Source organism: Natronosalvus sp. KLKA75, assembly GCF_059736265.1.
The window spans coordinates 2194077-2213388 of sequence record NZ_CM185522.1 but is presented as its reverse complement, the minus strand read 5'-3'; the positions used below and the strand labels follow the sequence as shown (position 1 = coordinate 2213388).

Genomic DNA, 19312 nt, shown 5'->3' with positions numbered 1-19312 from the left:
AATCGATGCTTCCACCGGCCGTACCGACGTCTGGCAGTGGACGGCAGAAAGCGCTCACGTCTCAGGGGCCGGGAGCGTAACCGAGAACGTCGCCCCTTCTCCGGGTTCGGCATCGACCCAGATGTCGCCGCCGTGACGCTCGACGATGCGCTTACAGAGCGCCAGGCCGATACCGGACCCCGAGTACTCCTCGCGGCTGTGGAGCCGCTGGAAGACCTCGAAAACTCGACTGTCGTGTGCCGGGTCCAGTCCGATCCCTTCGTCGCAGACGGACACGACCCACTCCCTCCCGTCTCGTTCGGCCGAGACGTGTATCTGTGGCGGTTCGTCGCCGCTGTAGGTCATCGCGTTGTCCAGGAGGTTCTGGAACAGTTGGCGGAGTTGCGTACGGTCTCCTCGGACCTGGGGAAGTGAATCAGACGTGATGGTGGCGTTGCTCCGTTCGATCTGTCCCTCGAGATCGTCGAGTACGTCCTCGAAGACGGCGTCGAGATCGGTCGGCTCGAGCGGCTTTCCTCCCGTCTCGATACGGGAGTACTCGAGCAATCCCTCGATCATCGCCCGCATCCGGTCGGCACCCTCGACGGCAAACTCGAGGTAGTCCGTCCCGTTTGCGTCGAGGTCGTCTTCGTAGCGCTGTTCGATCAACTGGAGGTAACTCGAGACCATCCGAAGGGGCTCCTGGAGGTCGTGGCTGGCCGCGTGGGCGAACTGCTCGAGACGTTTGTTCGACTGTGTTAGCCGCTCGTTCGCTCGTTCGAGTTGTCGTTCCCGTTTTTTCCGGTCCGTGATGTCCCGGATAACGCCGGTGAAGTAGCGGTCGTTCTCGTAGACGATTTCGCTGAACGTGATCGACAGCGACACCGCCGAGCCGTCGGCACGCTGGCCCGGAATCTCGACGTAGTCCCAGTCGAGGGTTCGCTCGCTGGTCTCGAGATACTGCTGTAGTCCCGCCCGATGACGAGCCGCGAGGTCGTCGCGCATGAGCGTCGTAAGCGACTCACCGACCAGTTCGTCGGGTTCGTAGCCGAAGACGTCCTCCACAGCGGGGTTCACCGATCGGATCGTGCTCTCCGCGTCGATTGTCACGATGACGTCGTTGGCCGCCTCCGTCAGCGCCCGGTATCGCTCGAGTTCCAGTTCGTACTGTTTACTCTCGGTGATGTCGCGGAAATAGACAGAGACGCCCGTTTCGGAGGGGTAGAGGTTCGCTTCCACCCAGAAGTTGAGCGGGTCGAAGTACAGGTCGTAGCTGGTCGGCACCTGGTCGTTCAGCGCCGTGTGAAATGCGTCCCAGACCTCGTCCACCTCCGCCGCTTCGGGGAACATCTCCCAGAGTTTCTCCCCGAGTAACTCCGCTCTCGGTCGCTGGAGCAGTTCCGCGGCGCGCTCGTTGACGTGCGTGAACCGGAACTCGTCGTCGACGGCGTAGAACGCGTCGGTAACCCGCCCGAGCATCTCCTCGAATTCGCTCTCGAGGCGCTTCTGGTCGGTGACATCGGTAAGCGCGAGAACGGCGCCGGTCGCGTCGCTGCCGTCGCCATCGGCGTCCAGCGGGGCGCCGTTCACCGTCACCCAGATGCGCTCGCCGTCGGGACGGCCCAGGCCAATCTCCATGTCGAAGATCGGCTCACCGGTTTCGATTACCCGCATGAACGGTGTTTCTTCTCCGGAGAGGGGGTTTCCATCGGCATCGGTCAGCCTCCAGCGCGGATCGTCGTACGCGACCGACTCGATCTCTTCGCGGTCGCGTCCGAGGATGTCCTCGGCGTGTTCGTTCGCGAACTGCAGGTCGCCCTTCGCGTCGAATACCACGATTCCGACGGGGCTGGTCTCGACGATCTGTTCTTTGACCTCCTTTTCCGCCTCGACGGATCGCTCCGCTCGCCTGGTTTCGATAGCGGAGGCGAGTATGTTCGCGATGCTCTGGACGAAATTCACGTCGTATTCGGTGAACGCTCGGCGTTCCGTCGTGTGCGTGCCCAGTACGCCCCACGGGTCCTCGAGCGAGCCGATGATGACGCTGACCCCGCTGACGACGTCGTGATCGACCAGCAGGTCGGGCCCGGAGAAGCGGTCTTCGGTCCGCAGCTCGTCGACGACGATTGGCTCTTCGGAGAGGAGCGTATAGCCCGCTTGCGAGTCCAAGTCGGTCGGCGCCGTCGCGGTTCCGACGAGTCCGTCTTGCCAGCCGACCCCCTGCCGGAGGAGGACCTCGTCGCCGCCGGGGAGCAATTCGAGCACCTTACAGTACTCGGTCTCGAGCGTCTCCGCGACGGCGACCGAGGCGTCGTGCAGCAACCCATCGAGGTCGTCGGTCTCGAGCGCCTGCTGGCCAAATTCGGCGACGACTTCCTGCTGATGGACCCTCGTGCGGAGTTCGCTGTCCGCACCCGGACTCGATTCCATTGCTATTGAACTATTTGCGTCCGTCTGTAAATCCTTTCGTTCGGTACGACTGTCTTATAATACTGGACCGAGACGAACGATCAGTTGACGCTCTCGCTGATCGTCGAGTGTACCGTCGGCCGGTCGTGGGCCCTTCCCCTCGACGATACCCGGTCGACCCTATCCTTCGACGATACCCGGCCACCGTCACTCGTCGCTGCAAACAACGTCCTCGACGACGCGCCGCGACCGATCGCCGTCCTCGTCCGTCTCGTACACGTAGAGTTCGTCGGTTCGTTCGTCTCGCGTCGTCCGGTGGGTCCCGTCACAGAACGGGTACGTCTCCGCGAGTCCACACTGACAGATCGCGACGTTTCCTTTCTCGGGATCGATGTCGTCTTCATCGAGCTTTCGTGGGCCGGTCGCGTCGTGGCGGACGAGTCGTGCCATGTCGGGAGAGACAACCGTATCGTACAAAACGGTGGCCACGTCAGCCAGACCGAGCGCTCGAGCCGCGAAATCGGGAAATCCGTTACACGGCAGGCAATACGTCTTTCCCCCTGCCGAACGACTATCGAGCCATGGTCGACGCCCTCACTGTGCTCGCGGTCGTCCTCCTGGTCGGCGGCATCGCCGGCACCGTCGTCCCGCTCGTTCCCGGGGGTGGGCTCTCACTGGCCGGACTCTTCCTCTACTGGTGGCACACCGGGTACACCGAACCCGGCGTCGTCCCGTTCGTCGCGTTGACCGCGCTCGGCCTGGCCACGCTGTTCGCGGAGTTCTTCGCCGGGTCGGTCGCCGCCCGCGCCGGTGGCGCTTCCTGGCAAACGACCGCGCTCGCTGCCGCCGTCGGCATCGCACTGATGATCGTAACCGGGCCGCTCGGCTTCCTGGTCGGCCTCTTCGGCACCGTCTTCGCCCTCGAGTTCGTCGGGAACCGCGACCTGGAGAACAGCCTCCGGGCGGCCGGCTACGCCACCGCTGGAACGCTCGCGTCGACGGCGGTCCAGTTCCTGCTGACGAGTGCGATCCTCGTCGGATTTCTCCTCGCCGTGTTCGTCTTCTGACCGCCTCGACTGCGTGCCGCATCGCCGACCACCGAAACGATTGTGTCACTGGACCGCCCAGAGTCGGCATAATGCGCTGTAGCGAGGACGGCTGCGACCGGGACGCCGCCGTGGAGTTACACATCCCGTGGGCCGAAAACCGCGTCGTGTGCGCGGCCCACGCCCGCGTGCTGGGTCGCCAAGACGGTGTCGTCGCCGATCCGTTTCCAGACAGCGGGCCGGACCTGCTCGAGGAGTGAGGTGCTTCGACCGAAAGCGGGTCGCTCGAGACGTTGACGCCGATTACGGGTGGGCGTAGTAGGCAACGACCTCGTCGTCGACCTCGTCGATCCGGGCGAAGCCCACCCGCTCGAACTGGACGAGGTCGTCGGGAGAAAGGTCCCCGACCTCGGGTTCGGCTCGTCCCTCGACGTCGCCGTCCTTCGTTCGCAGCGTGAGCGGGACGCTCTCGGCCGCCGGTGCCCAGTGGATCACGTCGACGTCACCCTCGCGGACCACATCGATGGAGTCGCCCGTGTACTGCAGGACATCCCGGGTGTACTGGAAACAGCCGAGTCCCTTCAGCCAGATGCGCTCCTTTCGCTGGGGGAAGTCGTCCTGCTCGAGGACGACGGCGTCGCCGACGGGGATGTGGCGCACGCCGCGATCCTCGTGGTTCGGGTGGAGCGGCGGCGTCGCTTCGTCCGGTGGACTCCCGGCTAGCCCGACTTCGGCGCCCTCGCGAACGAAGAACCGCCGGTCGGTCTCCTCGTCGATCAGGTCTCGATTGGCCGCGTAGATGGAACTCATCGCGAGGTCGACGTCGCTCGTCGAGGTGCCGAGCTGGATCATGGCGTCGGTGATCGCTTCGCCGCGTATCCCGCGGCGCCGGAGGCTCTGGATGGTTGGCGCCCGCGGGTCGTCCCAGCCGTCGAGGTGACCGGCCTCGATCAACTCTCCGATTCGGGAGGTACTCATCTTCACGTCGTAGGCGTCAACCTGGACGTGGCCCCAGTGGACGACCTCGGGGTACGTCCAGTCGAAGTACTCGTAGAGGAACCGCTGGCGCTTCGCGGAGTCCTGGAGGTCGATTCCCCGGATGATGTGGGTGATGCCGATGCGGTGGTCGTCGACGCCGGACTGGAAGTCGAGCATCGGCCAGCACCGGTAGTCGGCGGCCCGTTCACGCGGGTGGGGCGTGTCGACCATCCGGAAGGCGACCCAGTCCCGAAGGGCGGGGTTCTTGTGTTCGATGTCCGTCTTGACCCGGAGGACCATCTCGCCGCTTCCGTACTTGCCTGCGACCATGTCCTCGAACTCCTCGAGGACCGTCTCCGGGTCCTTGTCGCGGTGGGGACACGGTTCGCCGCTGTTCTTCAGGTCGCTAAACTCGTCGCCTGGACACGAACAGGTGTAGGCACCGCCCATCTCGATGAGCACTCGAGCGTGGTCGTAGTAGCTCTCGACCCGGTCGCTCGCGCGGTAGACCGCGTCTGGGTCGAACCCCAGGTAATCGATGTCCTCGAGGATCCAGTCGTAGGCCTCGAGGTTCGGCCGCTTCGTCTCCGGATCGGTGTCGTCGAAGCGAACGCAGAACCAGCCGTCGTAGCGCTCCTTGTAGGTCCCGATGACGGCGGGCATCCGCGCGTGGCCGATGTGCCAGGGGCCGTTGGGATTCGGCGCACAGCGCATCCGGATCTCGTCGTACTCGTCGGCGTTCGGGAGATCAGGCAGGACCGTGTCGTCTTCTTCGTCCTCGGCCTCGAGTTCGGCCAGTTCCTCAGGTGCCAGTTCCTCGAGTCTGGCGCGGCGCTCGTCGGGGTCGAAGCCGTTGACTCGAGACACGACGCCACCGACGACGCCGGGGACGTCGTCGGCGTGTTCGCGAAAGTCGGGGTTGTCGCCCATCAGCGGCCCCATGACGGCGCCGACGTTGGCCTCGCTCCCGTGTTTGACCGCGTTCAGCAGTGCGTGTTTCTCGGCCTCGCGCTCGACGCGGCCTCGTAACTCCTCGTCCATGTTGGCGAACAGTTTCGCCCGCGCGTTCAAAACAGCCGCGGTGTGCGCCCGAGTTCGTGCTCGAGCGTGTCGACCAGTCCTCGGAGGCATCGATCAGTCCTCGAACGCTCTAATCTTCGAACGCGCTGATTAGTCCTCGGAGACGTTCGACGCCTCGGCAACATCCTCCTCGTACACCATCATCTGCTGGATGTTCATCCACAGCGCCATCTGCTGCATCTCGCCCTCGTTGTGGGCCTCGAGCCACTCGTTTTTGACGCCCCAGCCGTAGGCCTGCCCCTCGAGCGGGTTGACGATGTCGCCGACGAGCATGCCGTAGTCGCTGTCGCCGTTCGCGACGACGGTCTGGTTGTACGCCTGGACGACGACACCCATCTCGTCGAGGGTGGTCTGGTAGAGGTCGTGGTCGACGCTGGTCGCTGGCGGGTCGTCTGACTCGTTGGCGGATTCGTCGTCCGACGAGTTCGAATCGCCCTCGAGGTCGTCGCCGACAGTCGACTGATACTCGAGGATGAGGTCGCCGTCGTTCTCGTAGAGTGCTTCGACGGTGATGTCGTAGTCCTGGATACCGTTCTCGAGGACGTAGTAGAATTCTTCGGGCGTGCCCTGTGGCGGGTCGGATGGTTCGGTTGGTCGAATGTTCTGACTGGAACTGCCGAGAAACGAGCCGAGACAGCCGGCGAGGCCGGCCAGCCCCGCCGCCCCGACACCGCCTAGCAGACGGCGGCGAGAGAGCGAACCGTTCGAGTTGTCCATACCCTTCGTAGCGACAACACGGGCAAAAACCTCCGTTCCATTTCGAGCCGTGAGTCGTCGGCCAACTCGAGTGCTGAGTCGTCGATCAACTCGAGCAGCGAAAAATCGCCGAGGGACTACCCAACCGACCGGTTCAGTAACCGCGCTCGATCAGATAATCGGCGACCTGGAGGAGCAATTCGCGAGCCTCGTTGTCGGGGAGCACCTCGAGGCGGTTCTTCCCGCGGTCGACGAGGTCGCGCGCCTTGTCGTTCGCGTAGGAGATCGACCCGGAGTCCTCGAGCGTGGCGACGGCGTCGTCGATCTCGGCCTCGGTAACGGCGTCGACGTCGGTGGTGTCGACCAGCGACTCGACGTCGACGCCCTGCTCGCGGGCGTGAACCGTGATGAGCGTCTGCTTGTTCTCGACGAGGTCGCTCCCGCGTTGCTTGCCGAGCTTTTCGCTGGGGACGGTCAGGTCGAGCACGTCGTCCTGGATCTGGAAGGCACGCCCGACGTCGAGTCCGTAGCCGTAGAGTGCGTCGACGGTGTCCTGGTCGGCCCCCAGCAAGATTGCCGGGAGCGCCGCCGAGGCTGCGTAGAGGACGGCGGTCTTCTGCTCGACCATCTCGAGGTACTCTTCGGGCGTGACGTCCTCGCGCGATTCGAAGCTCACGTCGAGTGACTGTCCTTCACAGATCTGCGTGCAGGTGTTCGCGAGGACGTCGAGCGCCTGCACCGTTCGATCGGATTCGGCGCCCGTCTCGAGCATGATCTCGAAGGCCTTCGAGTACAGCGTGTCGCCCGCGAGAATCGCCGTCTCGAGGTCGTAGGCCTTGTGGACGGCGGGAACGCCACGGCGGAGGTCGTCGTCGTCCATGATGTCGTCGTGAATGAGCGTGAACGACTGGATGACCTCGACGCTGACCGCGGCGGCCATGAGGTCGACGGTCGACGGTCCCTCGACCGTCGGGAACTCCCGGTAGGGCGTCGACAGCGGCTCGACGTCGGTGAGCGCTTCCCCGGTGGCCAGCAGGACCGTCGGCCGAAGCCGCTTGCCGCCAGCGTCGAGCAGGTATCGGGACGCCTCGTAGAGACGTTCCGGCCGCGTGATCGGTAGCTCTTCGGGGATGGCCTCGTTGACGAGTTCGCGTCGCTCGCCGACGGCCTCGAGCACCGCTTTCTCGCGTGCCTCGGGTGATGTCATATCAGTCGACAAGCTGGATCAGGTTGCCGTTGCGCGAGACGTGGACGTCACGGCCCATATGGTAGCCCTCGCCTTCACAGAGCTTGACGTAGCCGGAAAGTCCCTTGAGGTCCTGGTGAGCCGGGACGATGTGCTGGGGCTGGAGCGCGTCGAGCATCGCGTAGTGACCCTCCTGGTTGAGGTGGCCGGAAACGTGGATGTCGTCGTAGATGCGCGCGCCCTGCATGCCCAGAAGCTTCTCGGCCTGGTAGCGCTGGCCCTCGTTGGTCGGTTCGGGGATGACGCGAGCGGAGAAGACGACTTTGTCGCCGTCGTCCAGTTCGTAGGGGGTCTCGCCGCGAGCCATTCGCGTGAGCATCGCGCGGGGTTCGCCCTGGTGGCCCGTCACGACTGGCAGGAAGTTCTCCTTGCCCTCGTTCATGATTCGCTTGAACGTCCGGTCGACGGACTTCCGGTGGCCGAACATTCCGAGGTCCGACGGGAAGTCGATGAAGTCGAGTCGTTCCGCGGTGCCGGAGTACTTCTCCATCGAGCGTCCGAGCAGGACGGGCTGACGGCCGATGTCGTCGGCGAACTCGACGAGGCTCTTCACGCGAGCGATGTGTGAGGAGAACGTGGTGGCGACGATGCCGCCGTCGTAGTCCTCGATGCTGTAGAGGACATCGCGCAGGTGCTCGCGGGCGACGTTCTCGGAGGGGGTTCGCCCCTTCTTGTTCGCGTTGGTGCAGTCTTCGATGTAACACAGGACGCCCTCGCCCTCGCGCCCGATCTCGCGGAAGCGCTTCATGTCGATGGGGTCGCCGATGACGGGCGTGTGGTCCATACGCTTGTCCAGGCCGTAGACGATGGCGCCCTCGGGCGTGTGCAAGACCGGGTTGATCGCGTCGATGATCGAGTGGGTGACGTTGACGAACTCGAGTTCACACCCGTGGTCGCCGATGGTCATCGACTCGCCGGGGTCCATCTTGACCAGGTCGTTCTCGACGCCGAACTTCTGCTCGCTCTCGATCTGCTGTTTGACCAGTTCGATCGTGAACGGCGTCGCGACGACTGGGGCGTCGTAGCGGTGGGCGAGTTTCGAGATCGCGCCGATGTGGTCGAGGTGGCCGTGGGTCGGGACGATCGCCTGGACGTCGCCCTCGAGATCGCTCATGATCCGATCGTCAGGGATGGCGCCCATGTCGATCAGATCGAGGCTGTGCATGCGTTCGGTTTCGACGTTGTCGTGGATGAGAACCTGCGAGAGGTTCAGACCCATGTCGAAGATGACGACATCGTTTCCTGCGCGAACGGCAGTCATCTGCCGTCCAACTTCTTCGTAACCGCCGATGGTTGCAATTTCGATTTCCATGGTTGTATACACTGAGCGCGGTGTGCGCGCTCGTCGAAACGGTCCGCGGACTCCCGGGTACGAAAGACCGCCACGGTGTCGCGTCGGTCGGGGTCCCGCTATGCGTTCGGGATCGATTCCGGACGTCGAACACGGCGAGGCCGTGTCCACGTCGCGCGAACGCACTTGCCCGCGGGTTTCGCTACCCCCGTCTACACACCCAGGTAGTATAAAGTCCGTGGGTTCGACGACCGGTCGGTGCAGGCACGTCACTGACTGTCGATGAACGCGACCACTGTCGCTCGAGTAGAGGGTTACGGATATCTTTGGCCGTATCTGAAATACACTCATTCAGGCGAACAGATAGAATAAACGGCTCGCACGTTGTCCCGAATGTTATTCTACTTGGACACTCACAATAACATTAATATTCAGGTGCATTGAAGCACGACCTATGCCACCACGACGCACGAGTGACGATGGCACGACCGATCGACCTGTTTCGCGACGAACTATCCTCCGCGGTCTCGGCGTCTCTGCCGTCGGTATTGGCACGCTTGGCGCGGCGACGTCGTCCGTCCAGGCGGGGAAAAGCGATTCCTGCGAGGACCCGCCGATGGACTTCCCGCGCGTGAGCACTCGAGGCCACTTCGACACGAACTGGTACGGGAGCGTCTACGTCACCGACGGAAACACCGAGACGAACTACGACCTCGCGGGCGATCCAATCCCTGGACTCGGCCGGCCGGCGAGTGGGGAACTCCTGATCCACGCCCACGGCTGGAACAACGACCGCGAGGGCGGCGTCTGCTCGACCAGCACCGCCGCGAACACGTTCGACCTCGAGGGCTACGACCACCCGGTCGTCGGCTACACCTGGGACGCCGACTACGGCTGGTACAACGCAACGGAAATTGCCGAACGAAACGGAGCCAAACTCGCGAGCTTCCTGGTCGATTACCGCGCCCAGAATCCCGACGTGACGGTCCGGCTGTGTTCGCACTCCCTCGGCGCCCGAGTCGCCCTCAGTGCGGTCGACGCGCTCTCGTCGTGGGGGTACCACGACCTCCTCGAGAGCGTGACGCTCCTGGGTGGCGCCGCCGACGACGACGCACCGTCGCTCGAGGGGAGTTACGGCTCCGCAATCGCAAACGCGACCGGCCGCCTCGACAACTTCTGGATGAACGACGACGCCGTGCTCGACTGGGCCTACGGCACTGCCGAGATGGGGACCGCGATTGGTGCGACGACGATCGATGGCACACCGCCGTGGAACTACACCGACCACAACGTCGACTACGTTCCGGATCACTTCACCCACTACAAGCCCGACGGCTGCATCCACGAGGTCGTCGCGACGTTCTGAACCCGTCCGCTTCGCTTCGTTTTCTCCAGCTGTCTGAGCGCCGCTGGGCGGTGAATTGTCTAGCTGCTAGTCGTACAATTTTAATTACTTATAGTCTAAAGTACCTTATTTCTTAGATGTTTCTCTCAAAACCCATCAAAACTTGAATATTGCTCAATACGGCGTTCTAATGCCCATACACGACAACAATAGGTGGCTATTTAGAAATAGGCTATGAGGCGGGGTGAAAAGATCGAATCCGCCTATATTGGTAAATTACGGGGGCATACCCGTAACATGGCTTCTTCAGTTCGAATATAGTTAACAACTAACATATATTTTTAGAGTATAGTTGTCTACTGAGAGATGCGTTCGGGATATCGTTGTACGTCTGCTCGAGGATACGCTTCTTTCCACTCCTTTCCCACGGTCGTCGCCAGGTGGTGAATCCGCTCGAGTTCTGCGACTGCGTCGTCGTGCTCGTCGACCCGGAGATCGTGAGCGAGACGGGGTTCGTCGGGGTCGAATACGCACAGGGCAGTGCTCTGGACGTGTTCGCCGCGTTTGTCGCCCCCGGCGTCCTCGCCCGCCCGGAGGGCGTCCAGGAGTCGCCGGTCTAGTGGACTCCCGCTCGAGGATTCGAAGGTGTCGGCCATAACCGCCAGTACGTCCGCCGATTCGAGCATGTTGCCTGCGACGGTGTATCCCTCCCCCTCGAGGTCATCGGCGACGGGTACGCACTCCGAACCGGTCACCGCGACCGTGTCGCCGCCAGCGTCGATGCCGTGAACCTGCCGAACGGCAGCGTGTGTGTCGTCCGCGAGCTGGGACTCGACGGCGTCCTTGATGGTCGTTCCTACCTCGAGGGCCCGGACCGCCCGCACTCCGAGAGGCGTGCTGGTCGTCGCCTGCGTGCAGACGGCGCCTCGCCGGCAGACGAACGGTGCGGTCGATCCGACGGCGATGGCCTTCGTCGCGACCGCGACGCCATGGCGACCGTCGACGGTCGCACAGATCGAGAACGTCACGGTTAGTCCGTCTCCGACGGTGCGGGTGACCAGCCGTGTACCGGGTGGCTCATCTCCTCGACCGAGAGGTGGCAGGCGATCCGGTGATCGCTCTCCGCGGTGACCGGCTCGGGGAGCGGCTCGTCCGTTTCGCACACCTCGCCGATCTTCTTCGGACAGCGCGTGTGGAACGGACAGCCGGTCGGCGGATCGATCGGGCTCGGAACCGTCCCCTCGAGCAGGATACGCTCGGTCTCCCGGTTCGGATTCGCGTGTGGGACCGCCGACAGCAGGCTCTCCGTGTAGGGGTGATACGGCGGCTCGAACACCTCCTCGACGGTGCCGAACTCGGCGATCTTCCCGAGGTACATCACCGCCACGCGGTCACAGAGGTGCTGGACGACGCTGATGTTGTGGGAGATGAACAGGTACGAGAGACCGAACTCGTCCTGGATGTCGTCGAGCAGGTTGAGGATCTGTGCCTGGACGCTCACGTCCAGCGCGGAGACGGGTTCGTCACAGACGATGAGGTCGGGTTCGACTGCGAGCGCGTTCGCGATGGCGATTCGCTGTTGCTGGCCGCCCGAGAACTGGTGAGGATACTTGTCGGCGTCGCTCGCCGAGAGCCCGACGCGCTCGAGCAACTCCTCGATCCGGTCGCGCTTATCGTCCCCCGTCGCGATGCCGTGTTTCGCCATCCCCCGGCCGATGATCTGGGCGACCGTCTTGCGCGGGTTGAGCGAACTCTTGGGGTCTTGGAAGATGATCTGCATCTCCTTGCGGAGGCTCCGAATGTCCTTCTTCCCGAGTTCGTGCAATGGGTGGCCGTCGAAGTAGACCTCGCCACCGGTGGGCTCGAGCAGTTGCATCACGGTCCGGGCGACCGTCGACTTGCCACAGCCGCTCTCGCCGACCAGACCGACCGTCTCGCCGCGGTCGATCGTGAAGCTCACGCCATCGACCGCCTCGACGTAGCGGCGCTCGAGCGTCAGCCCGCCGCTCTCGGTTCGGGCCAGCGAGAGATTCCCGAAGAATCCGTCCCCCGCCGAGAAGTGCTTCTGCAGGTCGCGAACCTCGAGCAACGGCTCCGTATCCGTTCGCGGCTCGCGCTGGCGACGCTCGACGCCCTCCTCGACGGCCGGCTCCGAGAGGTCGAGTTCGTCGGTTCGAATGCACGCCGCCTGGGCGCCCGGCGGGGCACCAGCGACCGGCTCGAGCGGCGGGTCACGGCCGGAACGGCACGCCTCGACGGCGTGTGGACACCGGTCGGCGAAGTTACAGCCGTCGGGCAAATTCTTCAGGTCCGGCATCGATCCACCGAGTGCGTAGAGTCGGTTCCGGTCCGAGTCGACCGCCGGAATCGCGTCGATGAGCGTGCGCGTGTAGGGGTGTCTCGGCTGCTCGAAGATGTCGTCGACGCGGCCCGTCTCGACGAGGTTGCCGGCGTACATGACGCCGACGCGGTCGCAGGTCTGGGCGACGACGCCCAGATTGTGGGTGATCATCAGGATTGAGACGCCGCGCTCCTCGCGGAGGTCGTTCAGCAGGTCCAGGATCTTCGCCTGGGTCGTCACGTCGAGTGCCGTCGTTGGCTCGTCGGCGATGATCAGGTCCGGCTCGCAGGCCAGTCCGATGGCGATCAGCACTCGCTGGCGCATCCCCCCGGAGAACTCGTGGGGGTACTCGTCGATGCGCGACGCCGGGTCCGGAATCTCGACTTCCTCCATCGCCTCGATGGCGATTTCGCGCGCCTCGCTCTCACCGACGTCCTGGTGGAGCCGGATGGTCTCGACGATCTGCTGGCCCACGGTGAGGACGGGGTTGAGCGAGGTCATCGGATCCTGCGGGATCAGCGTGATCCTGTTCCCGCGGACGCTGCGCATCTCCTTCTCGGTGAGCGTGAGAAGGTCCGTCCCGTCGAAGGTGACCGACCCGGAGACGATTTCTCCCGGATAGCGGATCAGGCGCATGATCGACTTCGCCGTCACGCTCTTTCCCGCCCCCGACTCGCCGACGATGCCCATCACCTCGCCGCGCTCGAGGTCGAACGAGACGTCGTCGACTGCGGTAACGACTCCGTCCTCGGTCCGGAACTGCGTGCGGAGGTCCTCGACGGCGAGGAGCGAGTCGCTGGCGATACCGTCGGCGTCTGTCGTCGGCGTGGTGTCGGTGGTCTGTCTCGAGGTCATTCGATGATCTCCCCCTTGGGATCGAGGACGTCGCGAAGGCCGTCACCCAGCAGGTTGAACCCGATGACGGCGACGGCGATCGCTCCCGCCGGGAAGAACACGAGCCACGGCGCGTCGCCCATGAACGACCAGCCCTGGTTGATCATCAGGCCCCACGAGGGGGTCGGCGGCTGGACGCCCAGCCCGAGGAACGAGAGGCTCGCCTCGAGCAGCATGGTGAACGCGACGTTGATCGACCCCTGGACGAGCAACGGGCCGACGCAGTTGGGCAGCACCTCCCGGAAGATGATGTAGCCGTCGCTCTCCCCGCGGGCGACGGCGGCTTCGACGAACGATTCGTTGCGCACCGACAGCGCCGCGCTGCGGGCGACCCTGGCGATGAACGGCGTATAGACGAACGCGAGCGCAAGGATCACGTTGTTGAGACTCGGCTCGAGGACGGCGACGATGGTCAGCGCCAGCAGGATCGGCGGGAACGACATCATCGCGTCCATGCCGCGCATGAGCCCCTCGTCGATCAGCCCCTGGTAGTAGCCGGCGACGACGCCGATGGTCGTCCCCATGACCATCGCCGCGCTGATCGAGGTGAACCCGACGTACAGCGAGATCCTGGCCCCCATTATCACGCGACTGAAGATGTCGCGGCCGAGGTCGTCGGTTCCCATCGGGTGCTCGAGCGACGGCGCGATTTCGCGGTCCTGGACGTTCGTCGCCTCCGGATCGTGGGGAACGACGAACGGCGCGAGTATCGCCGTCGCGAAGAGCGCGATGACGATGAGCAACCCGATCATCGCCTTCTGGTTCCGGCGGAACTGGCGGGCGAATCGGCCGTAGTGGGCCTTCTTCTCGTCGGTCAGCCGGAAGCGTTCGGTCGACATTACTCGGACCCTCCGTAGCGGATTCGCGGATCGACGTACGCGTAGAACGTGTCCGCGAGGAAGTTCGAGACCATGTAGATCAGTGCGATCACGATGATGCACCCCTGCAAGAGGGGGATGTCGCGGTTCTCGATGGCCGTCAGCGTCAACTGGCCGATGCCCGGCCAGGAGAACACCTGCTCGAGGACGACGACGCCCCCGAAGGCGTAGCTGAACTGGAACGCGATGACCGTGATGACGGGAATCGCAGCGTTTTTCAGCGCGTGACGAACCACGACCGCCCGCTCGCTGAGCCCCTTCGACCGGGCGAATTCGACGTAGTCCTCGCTCAGCTCGTCGATCATGCTCGAGCGAGTCATGCGCATGATGTAGGCCGTCAGTGCGACGCCCATCGCGCTCGCGGGAAGCGCGAGGTGGTGAGCCGCCGCCACGGGATCTTCCATCGGCGAGACGTACCCGCGGGTCGGGAAGCCGCCCAGGGTGAGCGCGAACACGTAGATGAACACCAGCCCCCACAGGAAGATGGGGAGCGAGAGGCCCACGAACGCGAGCATCGACGCCGTCAGGTCCGTCGGGGTGTTCTTCTTGACCGCGGCGATGACGCCAAGTGGGATCGAGAGGGTCACCGACACGATCGTCGCGGAGATGGCGAGCAGCAGCGACCGTGGCAGTCGGACGCCAATCAGGTCGACGACCGGCGTCCCGTACCGGAGCGACGTGCCCATGTTTCCCTGGAGCAAGCCGACGACCCAGTCGACGTACTGCAAATACAGCGGCTGATCGAGCCCGAGCTGCGCCTCAAGCTGGGCAATCGATGCGTCGTTCGCGTTCGGACCGAGGATCAACAGCGCCACGTTCCCGGGCAGGATGTTCGTGAGGCCGAAGGTGATGAGCGACACGAGGAACAGCGTGATCGCCATGAACCCGAGGCGCTTGGCCAGGTAGCTAACGAACGCCATCTATGCGAGTGATCTGTGTCGCGTGGGATTGGTCGTAGTGAGCACGTGAACTCACGGATTACTCCATCCAGGTGTTTTCGAATCTGAAGGTCGAGCCGTCGGGCGACATGACCTCGCCCTTGTAGTTGGGTTGACGGGCCATCAACGTTGGCATCCAGTACAGCAGAATGTGGCCCGACCGGCGCTCCTGCAGGATCTCGGCGGCCTCGTGGTACAGCGGCGCGCGCTCTTCGATCTCGTAGAGCTGGCGTGCCTCGTCGATGAGGTCGTCGTACTCCTCGTCCTCCCAGCCGGTGAAGAAGAACGCCCCCTCAGAGTGGAGCGGTCGGTGGAAGCCGGCGTCCGGGAACCACAGCGCCAGGTACGAACTCGTCGTCGCCTGGAAGTTCCGGTCGGTGTAGACGTCGCTGAGCCAGTTGCTCCAGGTGATGAGCTGAATGTTGAGGTCGATGCCGACCTCGGCCGCCTGGGATTCGATGACCTGCGCGGCAGTCACCTGGTCGTTGTACTGCTCCGGGATTTGGAACGTCGCTTCGAACCCGTCCGAGTACCCGGCGGCGTCGAGGTGCTCCTGGGCGAGTTCGTAGTCCTGCGGCCGCGGCTCCAGGTCCGGGTGTTCCCACTCGCTCCCCGGCGCGGCGGGACTGGTCGCGACCTGCCCCTGGCCGTACAGCGCCGCCTCCATGACTTCGTTCTTGTCGATGGCGTACTCGAGGGCCAGTCGAGCGTCCCGGCTGTCGAACGGCTCCTCCGTACAGTTGACGCCCAGGTAGACGAGCGACTTCGGGAACCGGCTGATGAAGTCGACGCTCGAGTCGCCCTCGAGGGACTCGGCGTGTCGCGGGGGGACGTCATTGATGAAGTCGACCTCGCCGGCTTCGAACGTGTTGAGGCGGTTGTCGTCGTCCGAAATCTCGGACTTGGTGACCCTGTCGAGGTAGGGGAGTTCGTCGTCCCAGTAGTCGTCGAACGTCGTCATCACGAACTCGGAGTCGAGTTCCATGCTCTCGAACTGGAACGGACCGCTCCCAATTGGTTCGCTGATCGAGTCCTGTTCGGCTTGCTCGGCTGTGAGGACGTGCATGTGCGAGGTCGCCATCCGCGAGAGCATCGGTGCGAACGGCTCGCTGAGTTGCATGACGAACGTGTGGTCATCCGGCGCCTCCATCGAGTCGACCAGCGCCATGTAATCCGCGGCCAGTCCCTCGTTCTCCTCGATCCGGGTAAAGGAGGCGAGCACGTCGTCAGCGGTCAGTTCGGTGCCGTCGTGGAACTGGACCCCCTGGCGGATAGTGAACGTCAACTCGAGGTTGTCGTCCGAACTCTCCCAGTCCTCGGCCAGCAGCGGCTCGAGTTCGTAGTCCCAGTTCACTCGCACCAGCCCCTGCGTGATGTTCTCGAGGACGCGTGCGCTCGCCGCTGCGCTCTCGAAGTGCGGATCGAGACTCTGGACGGGAACGCTGCCACCCCAGAGGAGTTCCCCGCCCTCGACCGGGTCGCCCTCCTCGGCGTCGGGTCCTGTCTGATTGCCGTTCCCGTTGCCGATGCCGTTTCCGTTTCCATTCCCATCGCCACCGCCACCGAGGCACCCGGCGAACGCGATCGGCACCCCGGCGGCGGCCGCCTTCACGAAGAGTCGACGGCTCGGGCCCGTCGACGAATCGGCAGTCTCCGGGCTACTGTTATGACTTGCCATGCCTGTTTATGAGTACCATAGTCATCACATATAAATGTACGCATTTTTGCGTTCGAATCCCATAGAAGGGCGTCTCGGCCACTCGAGACGTGGATTCGCTCGGCCACTAATTCACACTTGCACCTCCACGCGTCGGCTAAACGAGCGATTTCACGCGTTAGCCAGACGAGCAATCGTCTCGGCGAGGACGGCCGTCGCTCTGGCACAATCCGTCCAGTCGGTCCACTCCTGGGGGTTGTGGGAGAGCCCACCTCGAGACGGGGCGAACAGTAGTCCTGCGTCGGTTACCCGCGCCACGTTCATCGTGTCGTGGGCCGCGCCGGAGTGCATCCGGACGGTCCCGACGCCGGTCGCCGTTCCCGCCTCGAGCATCGCGTCACGACACCGAGGAGCCATCGGCTCTGGCGGGATGTCGTACGGCCGGGTCACCGTTACGTCGACGTCGCGCTCGGCCTCGACCCGACGCGCGCTCTCCTCGAGCGCCTCGACGAGTGCTTCCATCGATTCGAGTTCGACGTCCCGGACGTCGACCCCCAGTCTGACTGACCCCGGAATGACGTTCGTCGCGTTCGGCGAGACCGACGACTTTCCAACGGTGGCGACCGCGGACGCCGAGTCGTCGGCGACGATTCGATTGGCTGCGTCCTCGACGTCGAGGACGATCTCGCTCGCGGCGGCGAGAGCATCGCTCCGGTCGTCCATCGGCGTCGAGCCCGCGTGGTCGGCTTCGCCGGCGACATCGACGTAACAGTGGGTAATTCCCGTGATAGACGTGACGACGCCCGCCGACGCCCCCGCCCGCTCGAGCTTCGTCCCCTGTTCGACGTGCAGTTCGAGCCAGGCGTCCCACGCGGCGGCGTCGAGGCGACCCGACCCGCGATAGCCGATGTGCTCGAGGGCGTCCTCGAGCACTGTCCCCGAATCGTCCTCGAAGGTGAGCGCCTCGTCGACGCTCGTCCGACCCGTCGCGACGGACGAACCGAGCAATCCGTTGCCGAATCGCTGTCCTTCCTCCTCCGTGAAGCACACCACGTCGATCGGCTGGCCGAGTGATCGGTCGGACTCCTGGATCGCCCGGACGGCCTCGAGCGCCGCGTAGACGCCGAGTGGGCCGTCGAAGATGCCGCCGACTGGCACCGAGTCCAGGTGGCTCCCCGACGCGACGGGAGCCGCCGACGAATCGGCTTCGGGCGGGTCCCACCGGCCAACGACGTTACCGACGGCGTCGATTCGCACCTCGAGACCCGCGTCCTCGAGACGATCGACGAATCGGTCACGCGCCAGTTCGTTCGCCTCCGTTCCCGTCAGTACCGTTCGCCCGCGGCCGTCGACGTCCGCTAACGCGCCGAACTGGGCGTTCGCTTCGATGTCGGCCCGAAGCCTCTCCTCGGAGACCATCATGTACACCTGACCGATGCGAAGCCTGCTGTGTTAAGTGTTTGCGTTTGACAGCACCTTGGTTCCGATCCGAACGATTCGACGACACCCGAACAGTTATGCGACGTTCCGTTAGAACGTTGCGTACGCTCGAGCCCCCGACAGTCGGTCGAGCCGTGAATCCAAACCCGGTCGGCGTCCACGAGAGTGGACCGTCACCGGCCGTCGCGGGCCGGTCTCGAGACGAATTCGAACGCCCACCATGAGACTCGCGTGCATTCAACCTCCGAACCGGTTCGACTACGGAACGGCGATCCAGCGCATCGTTACCGATCGATTCCCGGACGTCGAGTTTCGCGTCCTCGATCCCCGACACGATCGGTTGCACCCGATCGTGACCGCCGATGCGGTGATCATCACTGGCTCACACGCACGCATCAACCGACGGCCCCCGTTCCTCGTCCACCTCGAGGACGCGATCCGCGCCGCCATCGCCGAAGCGATTCCGATCCTCGGCGTGTGCTTCGGCCACCAGGTCCTCGCGTCGGTCCTCGGCGGCACGATCGAGACGCTCCCGGAGCGTTCGGCCGGTTTCGAGGACATCGACCTGACCGCGGCGGGGTCGAATCACGACCTGTTCGCCGGTTTCGACCACACCTTCACGTCGTTTTGCTGGCACCGCGACCACGTCCGGGAACCGCTCCTGGACGCGCGAGTCCTCGCGACGAATCGAACCGGCGTACAGGCGTTCGAATCGACCAGGGTGCCCGCTTTCGGCATACAGTTCCACCCCGAATTCGACCAGTCCATGGTCGAGACTATTCTCCGCGACCGGTTGGCTTCGGATCGGTGTCGCCAGCAACTCTCGCGTTCGACCACACCCGACCGGTACGCGAAGGCACAGGAGTCCAGACGACTCTACACGCACTTCCTCGAGCGGTACGTGGTGGACTGAGTCGTCGCCGGCTGAACCATCGATATCGTCGGGTCGACCTCGACCGTCGCTTCCCTCGAAATGAGAACGTCGTCGTTCGTTTGATGGGAGCGTTATCGCGAGCGTGTGCACCCGAACCGTTCTCCGGATTGAGCTGACCACTGGCTAACGCTACCGGTGGTTCGCCAAATGCGAACAGTTT

16 protein-coding genes are annotated in these 19312 nt (G+C 64.1%); 4 read left to right on the top strand and 12 right to left on the bottom strand.

The window, feature by feature from the left end; all coding sequences use genetic code 11:
* Positions 1–54: 54 nt before the first annotated feature.
* Together AC6I65_RS10665 and AC6I65_RS10660 are read right to left on the bottom strand one after the other, a co-directional pair.
* On the bottom strand, positions 55–2409 hold the full coding sequence (locus AC6I65_RS10665) for a PAS domain S-box protein (protein ID WP_497901876.1): 2355 nt from the start codon (positions 2407–2409) through the stop codon (positions 55–57).
* A 186-nt stretch (positions 2410–2595) separates the two neighbouring features.
* Positions 2596–2838: a CDGSH iron-sulfur domain-containing protein gene (locus AC6I65_RS10660; protein WP_497901875.1), complete on the bottom strand. Its 243-nt coding sequence runs from the start codon at positions 2836–2838 to the stop codon at positions 2596–2598.
* Between the two features lie 131 nt (positions 2839–2969).
* On the opposite strand from AC6I65_RS10660, the gene AC6I65_RS10655 reads away from it, so the two are divergent.
* Positions 2970–3455: a DUF456 domain-containing protein gene (locus AC6I65_RS10655; RefSeq protein WP_497901874.1), complete on the top strand. Its 486-nt coding sequence runs from the start codon at positions 2970–2972 to the stop codon at positions 3453–3455.
* 71 nt (positions 3456–3526) lie between these two features.
* Positions 3527–3694: a DUF8014 family protein gene (locus tag AC6I65_RS10650; protein WP_497901873.1), complete on the top strand. Its 168-nt coding sequence runs from the start codon at positions 3527–3529 to the stop codon at positions 3692–3694.
* Between the two features lie 43 nt (positions 3695–3737).
* On the opposite strand, the gene AC6I65_RS10645 is transcribed toward AC6I65_RS10650, so the two are convergent.
* The 4 genes from AC6I65_RS10645 to AC6I65_RS10630 all read right to left on the bottom strand — a co-directional run bounded on the left by AC6I65_RS10645 (position 3738) and on the right by AC6I65_RS10630 (position 8746).
* Entirely contained in the window at positions 3738–5453 is a 1716-nt protein-coding gene (locus AC6I65_RS10645; RefSeq protein ID WP_497903196.1) for a glutamate--tRNA ligase, read from the bottom strand.
* 129 nt (positions 5454–5582) lie between these two features.
* Positions 5583–6209: a DUF8159 domain-containing protein gene (locus AC6I65_RS10640; RefSeq protein ID WP_497901872.1), complete on the bottom strand. Its 627-nt coding sequence runs from the start codon at positions 6207–6209 to the stop codon at positions 5583–5585.
* Positions 6210–6342: 133 nt separating this feature from the next.
* Complete coding sequence (gene idsA3 / locus AC6I65_RS10635; RefSeq protein WP_497901871.1) at positions 6343–7395, bottom strand: geranylfarnesyl diphosphate synthase; 1053 nt, start codon at positions 7393–7395, stop codon at positions 6343–6345.
* A gap of 1 nt (position 7396) precedes the next feature.
* Positions 7397–8746 (bottom strand): ribonuclease J, encoded by a 1350-nt coding sequence (locus AC6I65_RS10630; protein WP_254156682.1) that lies wholly within the window; start codon positions 8744–8746, stop codon positions 7397–7399.
* Between the two features lie 433 nt (positions 8747–9179).
* Between AC6I65_RS10630 and AC6I65_RS10625 the strand changes: the two genes are divergently transcribed.
* Positions 9180–10091 carry a DUF726 domain-containing protein gene (locus AC6I65_RS10625; protein WP_497901870.1) on the top strand — a complete coding sequence of 304 codons (912 nt, stop codon included), beginning with the start codon at positions 9180–9182 and terminating at the stop codon, positions 10089–10091.
* A gap of 335 nt (positions 10092–10426) precedes the next feature.
* Here AC6I65_RS10625 and AC6I65_RS10620 read toward each other — a convergent pair whose 3' ends face one another.
* The 6 genes from AC6I65_RS10620 to AC6I65_RS10595 form a co-directional block, all read right to left on the bottom strand.
* Positions 10427–11098, bottom strand: coding sequence for a DUF1028 domain-containing protein (locus AC6I65_RS10620; protein WP_497901869.1), 672 nt, complete (start codon positions 11096–11098; stop codon positions 10427–10429).
* Positions 11099–11100: 2 nt separating this feature from the next.
* A complete protein-coding gene (locus AC6I65_RS10615; RefSeq protein WP_497901868.1) occupies positions 11101–13266 on the bottom strand; it encodes a dipeptide ABC transporter ATP-binding protein in 2166 nt (721 codons plus the stop codon).
* Positions 13263–14144 (bottom strand): ABC transporter permease, encoded by an 882-nt coding sequence (locus tag AC6I65_RS10610; protein ID WP_497901867.1) that lies wholly within the window; start codon positions 14142–14144, stop codon positions 13263–13265. Before AC6I65_RS10610 ends, AC6I65_RS10615 begins: the two co-directional genes overlap by 4 nt.
* Positions 14144–15103, bottom strand: coding sequence for an ABC transporter permease (locus AC6I65_RS10605; RefSeq protein WP_497901866.1), 960 nt, complete (start codon positions 15101–15103; stop codon positions 14144–14146). The genes AC6I65_RS10610 and AC6I65_RS10605 overlap by 1 nt, the downstream gene beginning before the upstream one ends.
* Before the next feature lie 58 nt (positions 15104–15161).
* The gene (locus tag AC6I65_RS10600; protein WP_497901865.1) at positions 15162–16799 is read right to left on the bottom strand and encodes an ABC transporter substrate-binding protein; all 1638 of its coding nucleotides are present in this window, start codon (positions 16797–16799) and stop codon (positions 15162–15164) included.
* Positions 16800–16949: 150 nt separating this feature from the next.
* On the bottom strand, positions 16950–18200 hold the full coding sequence (locus AC6I65_RS10595; protein WP_497901864.1) for a Zn-dependent hydrolase: 1251 nt from the start codon (positions 18198–18200) through the stop codon (positions 16950–16952).
* 238 nt (positions 18201–18438) lie between these two features.
* On the opposite strand from AC6I65_RS10595, the gene AC6I65_RS10590 reads away from it, so the two are divergent.
* Complete coding sequence (locus tag AC6I65_RS10590; RefSeq protein ID WP_497901863.1) at positions 18439–19131, top strand: type 1 glutamine amidotransferase; 693 nt, start codon at positions 18439–18441, stop codon at positions 19129–19131.
* The last annotated feature ends 181 nt before the right edge of the window (positions 19132–19312 follow it).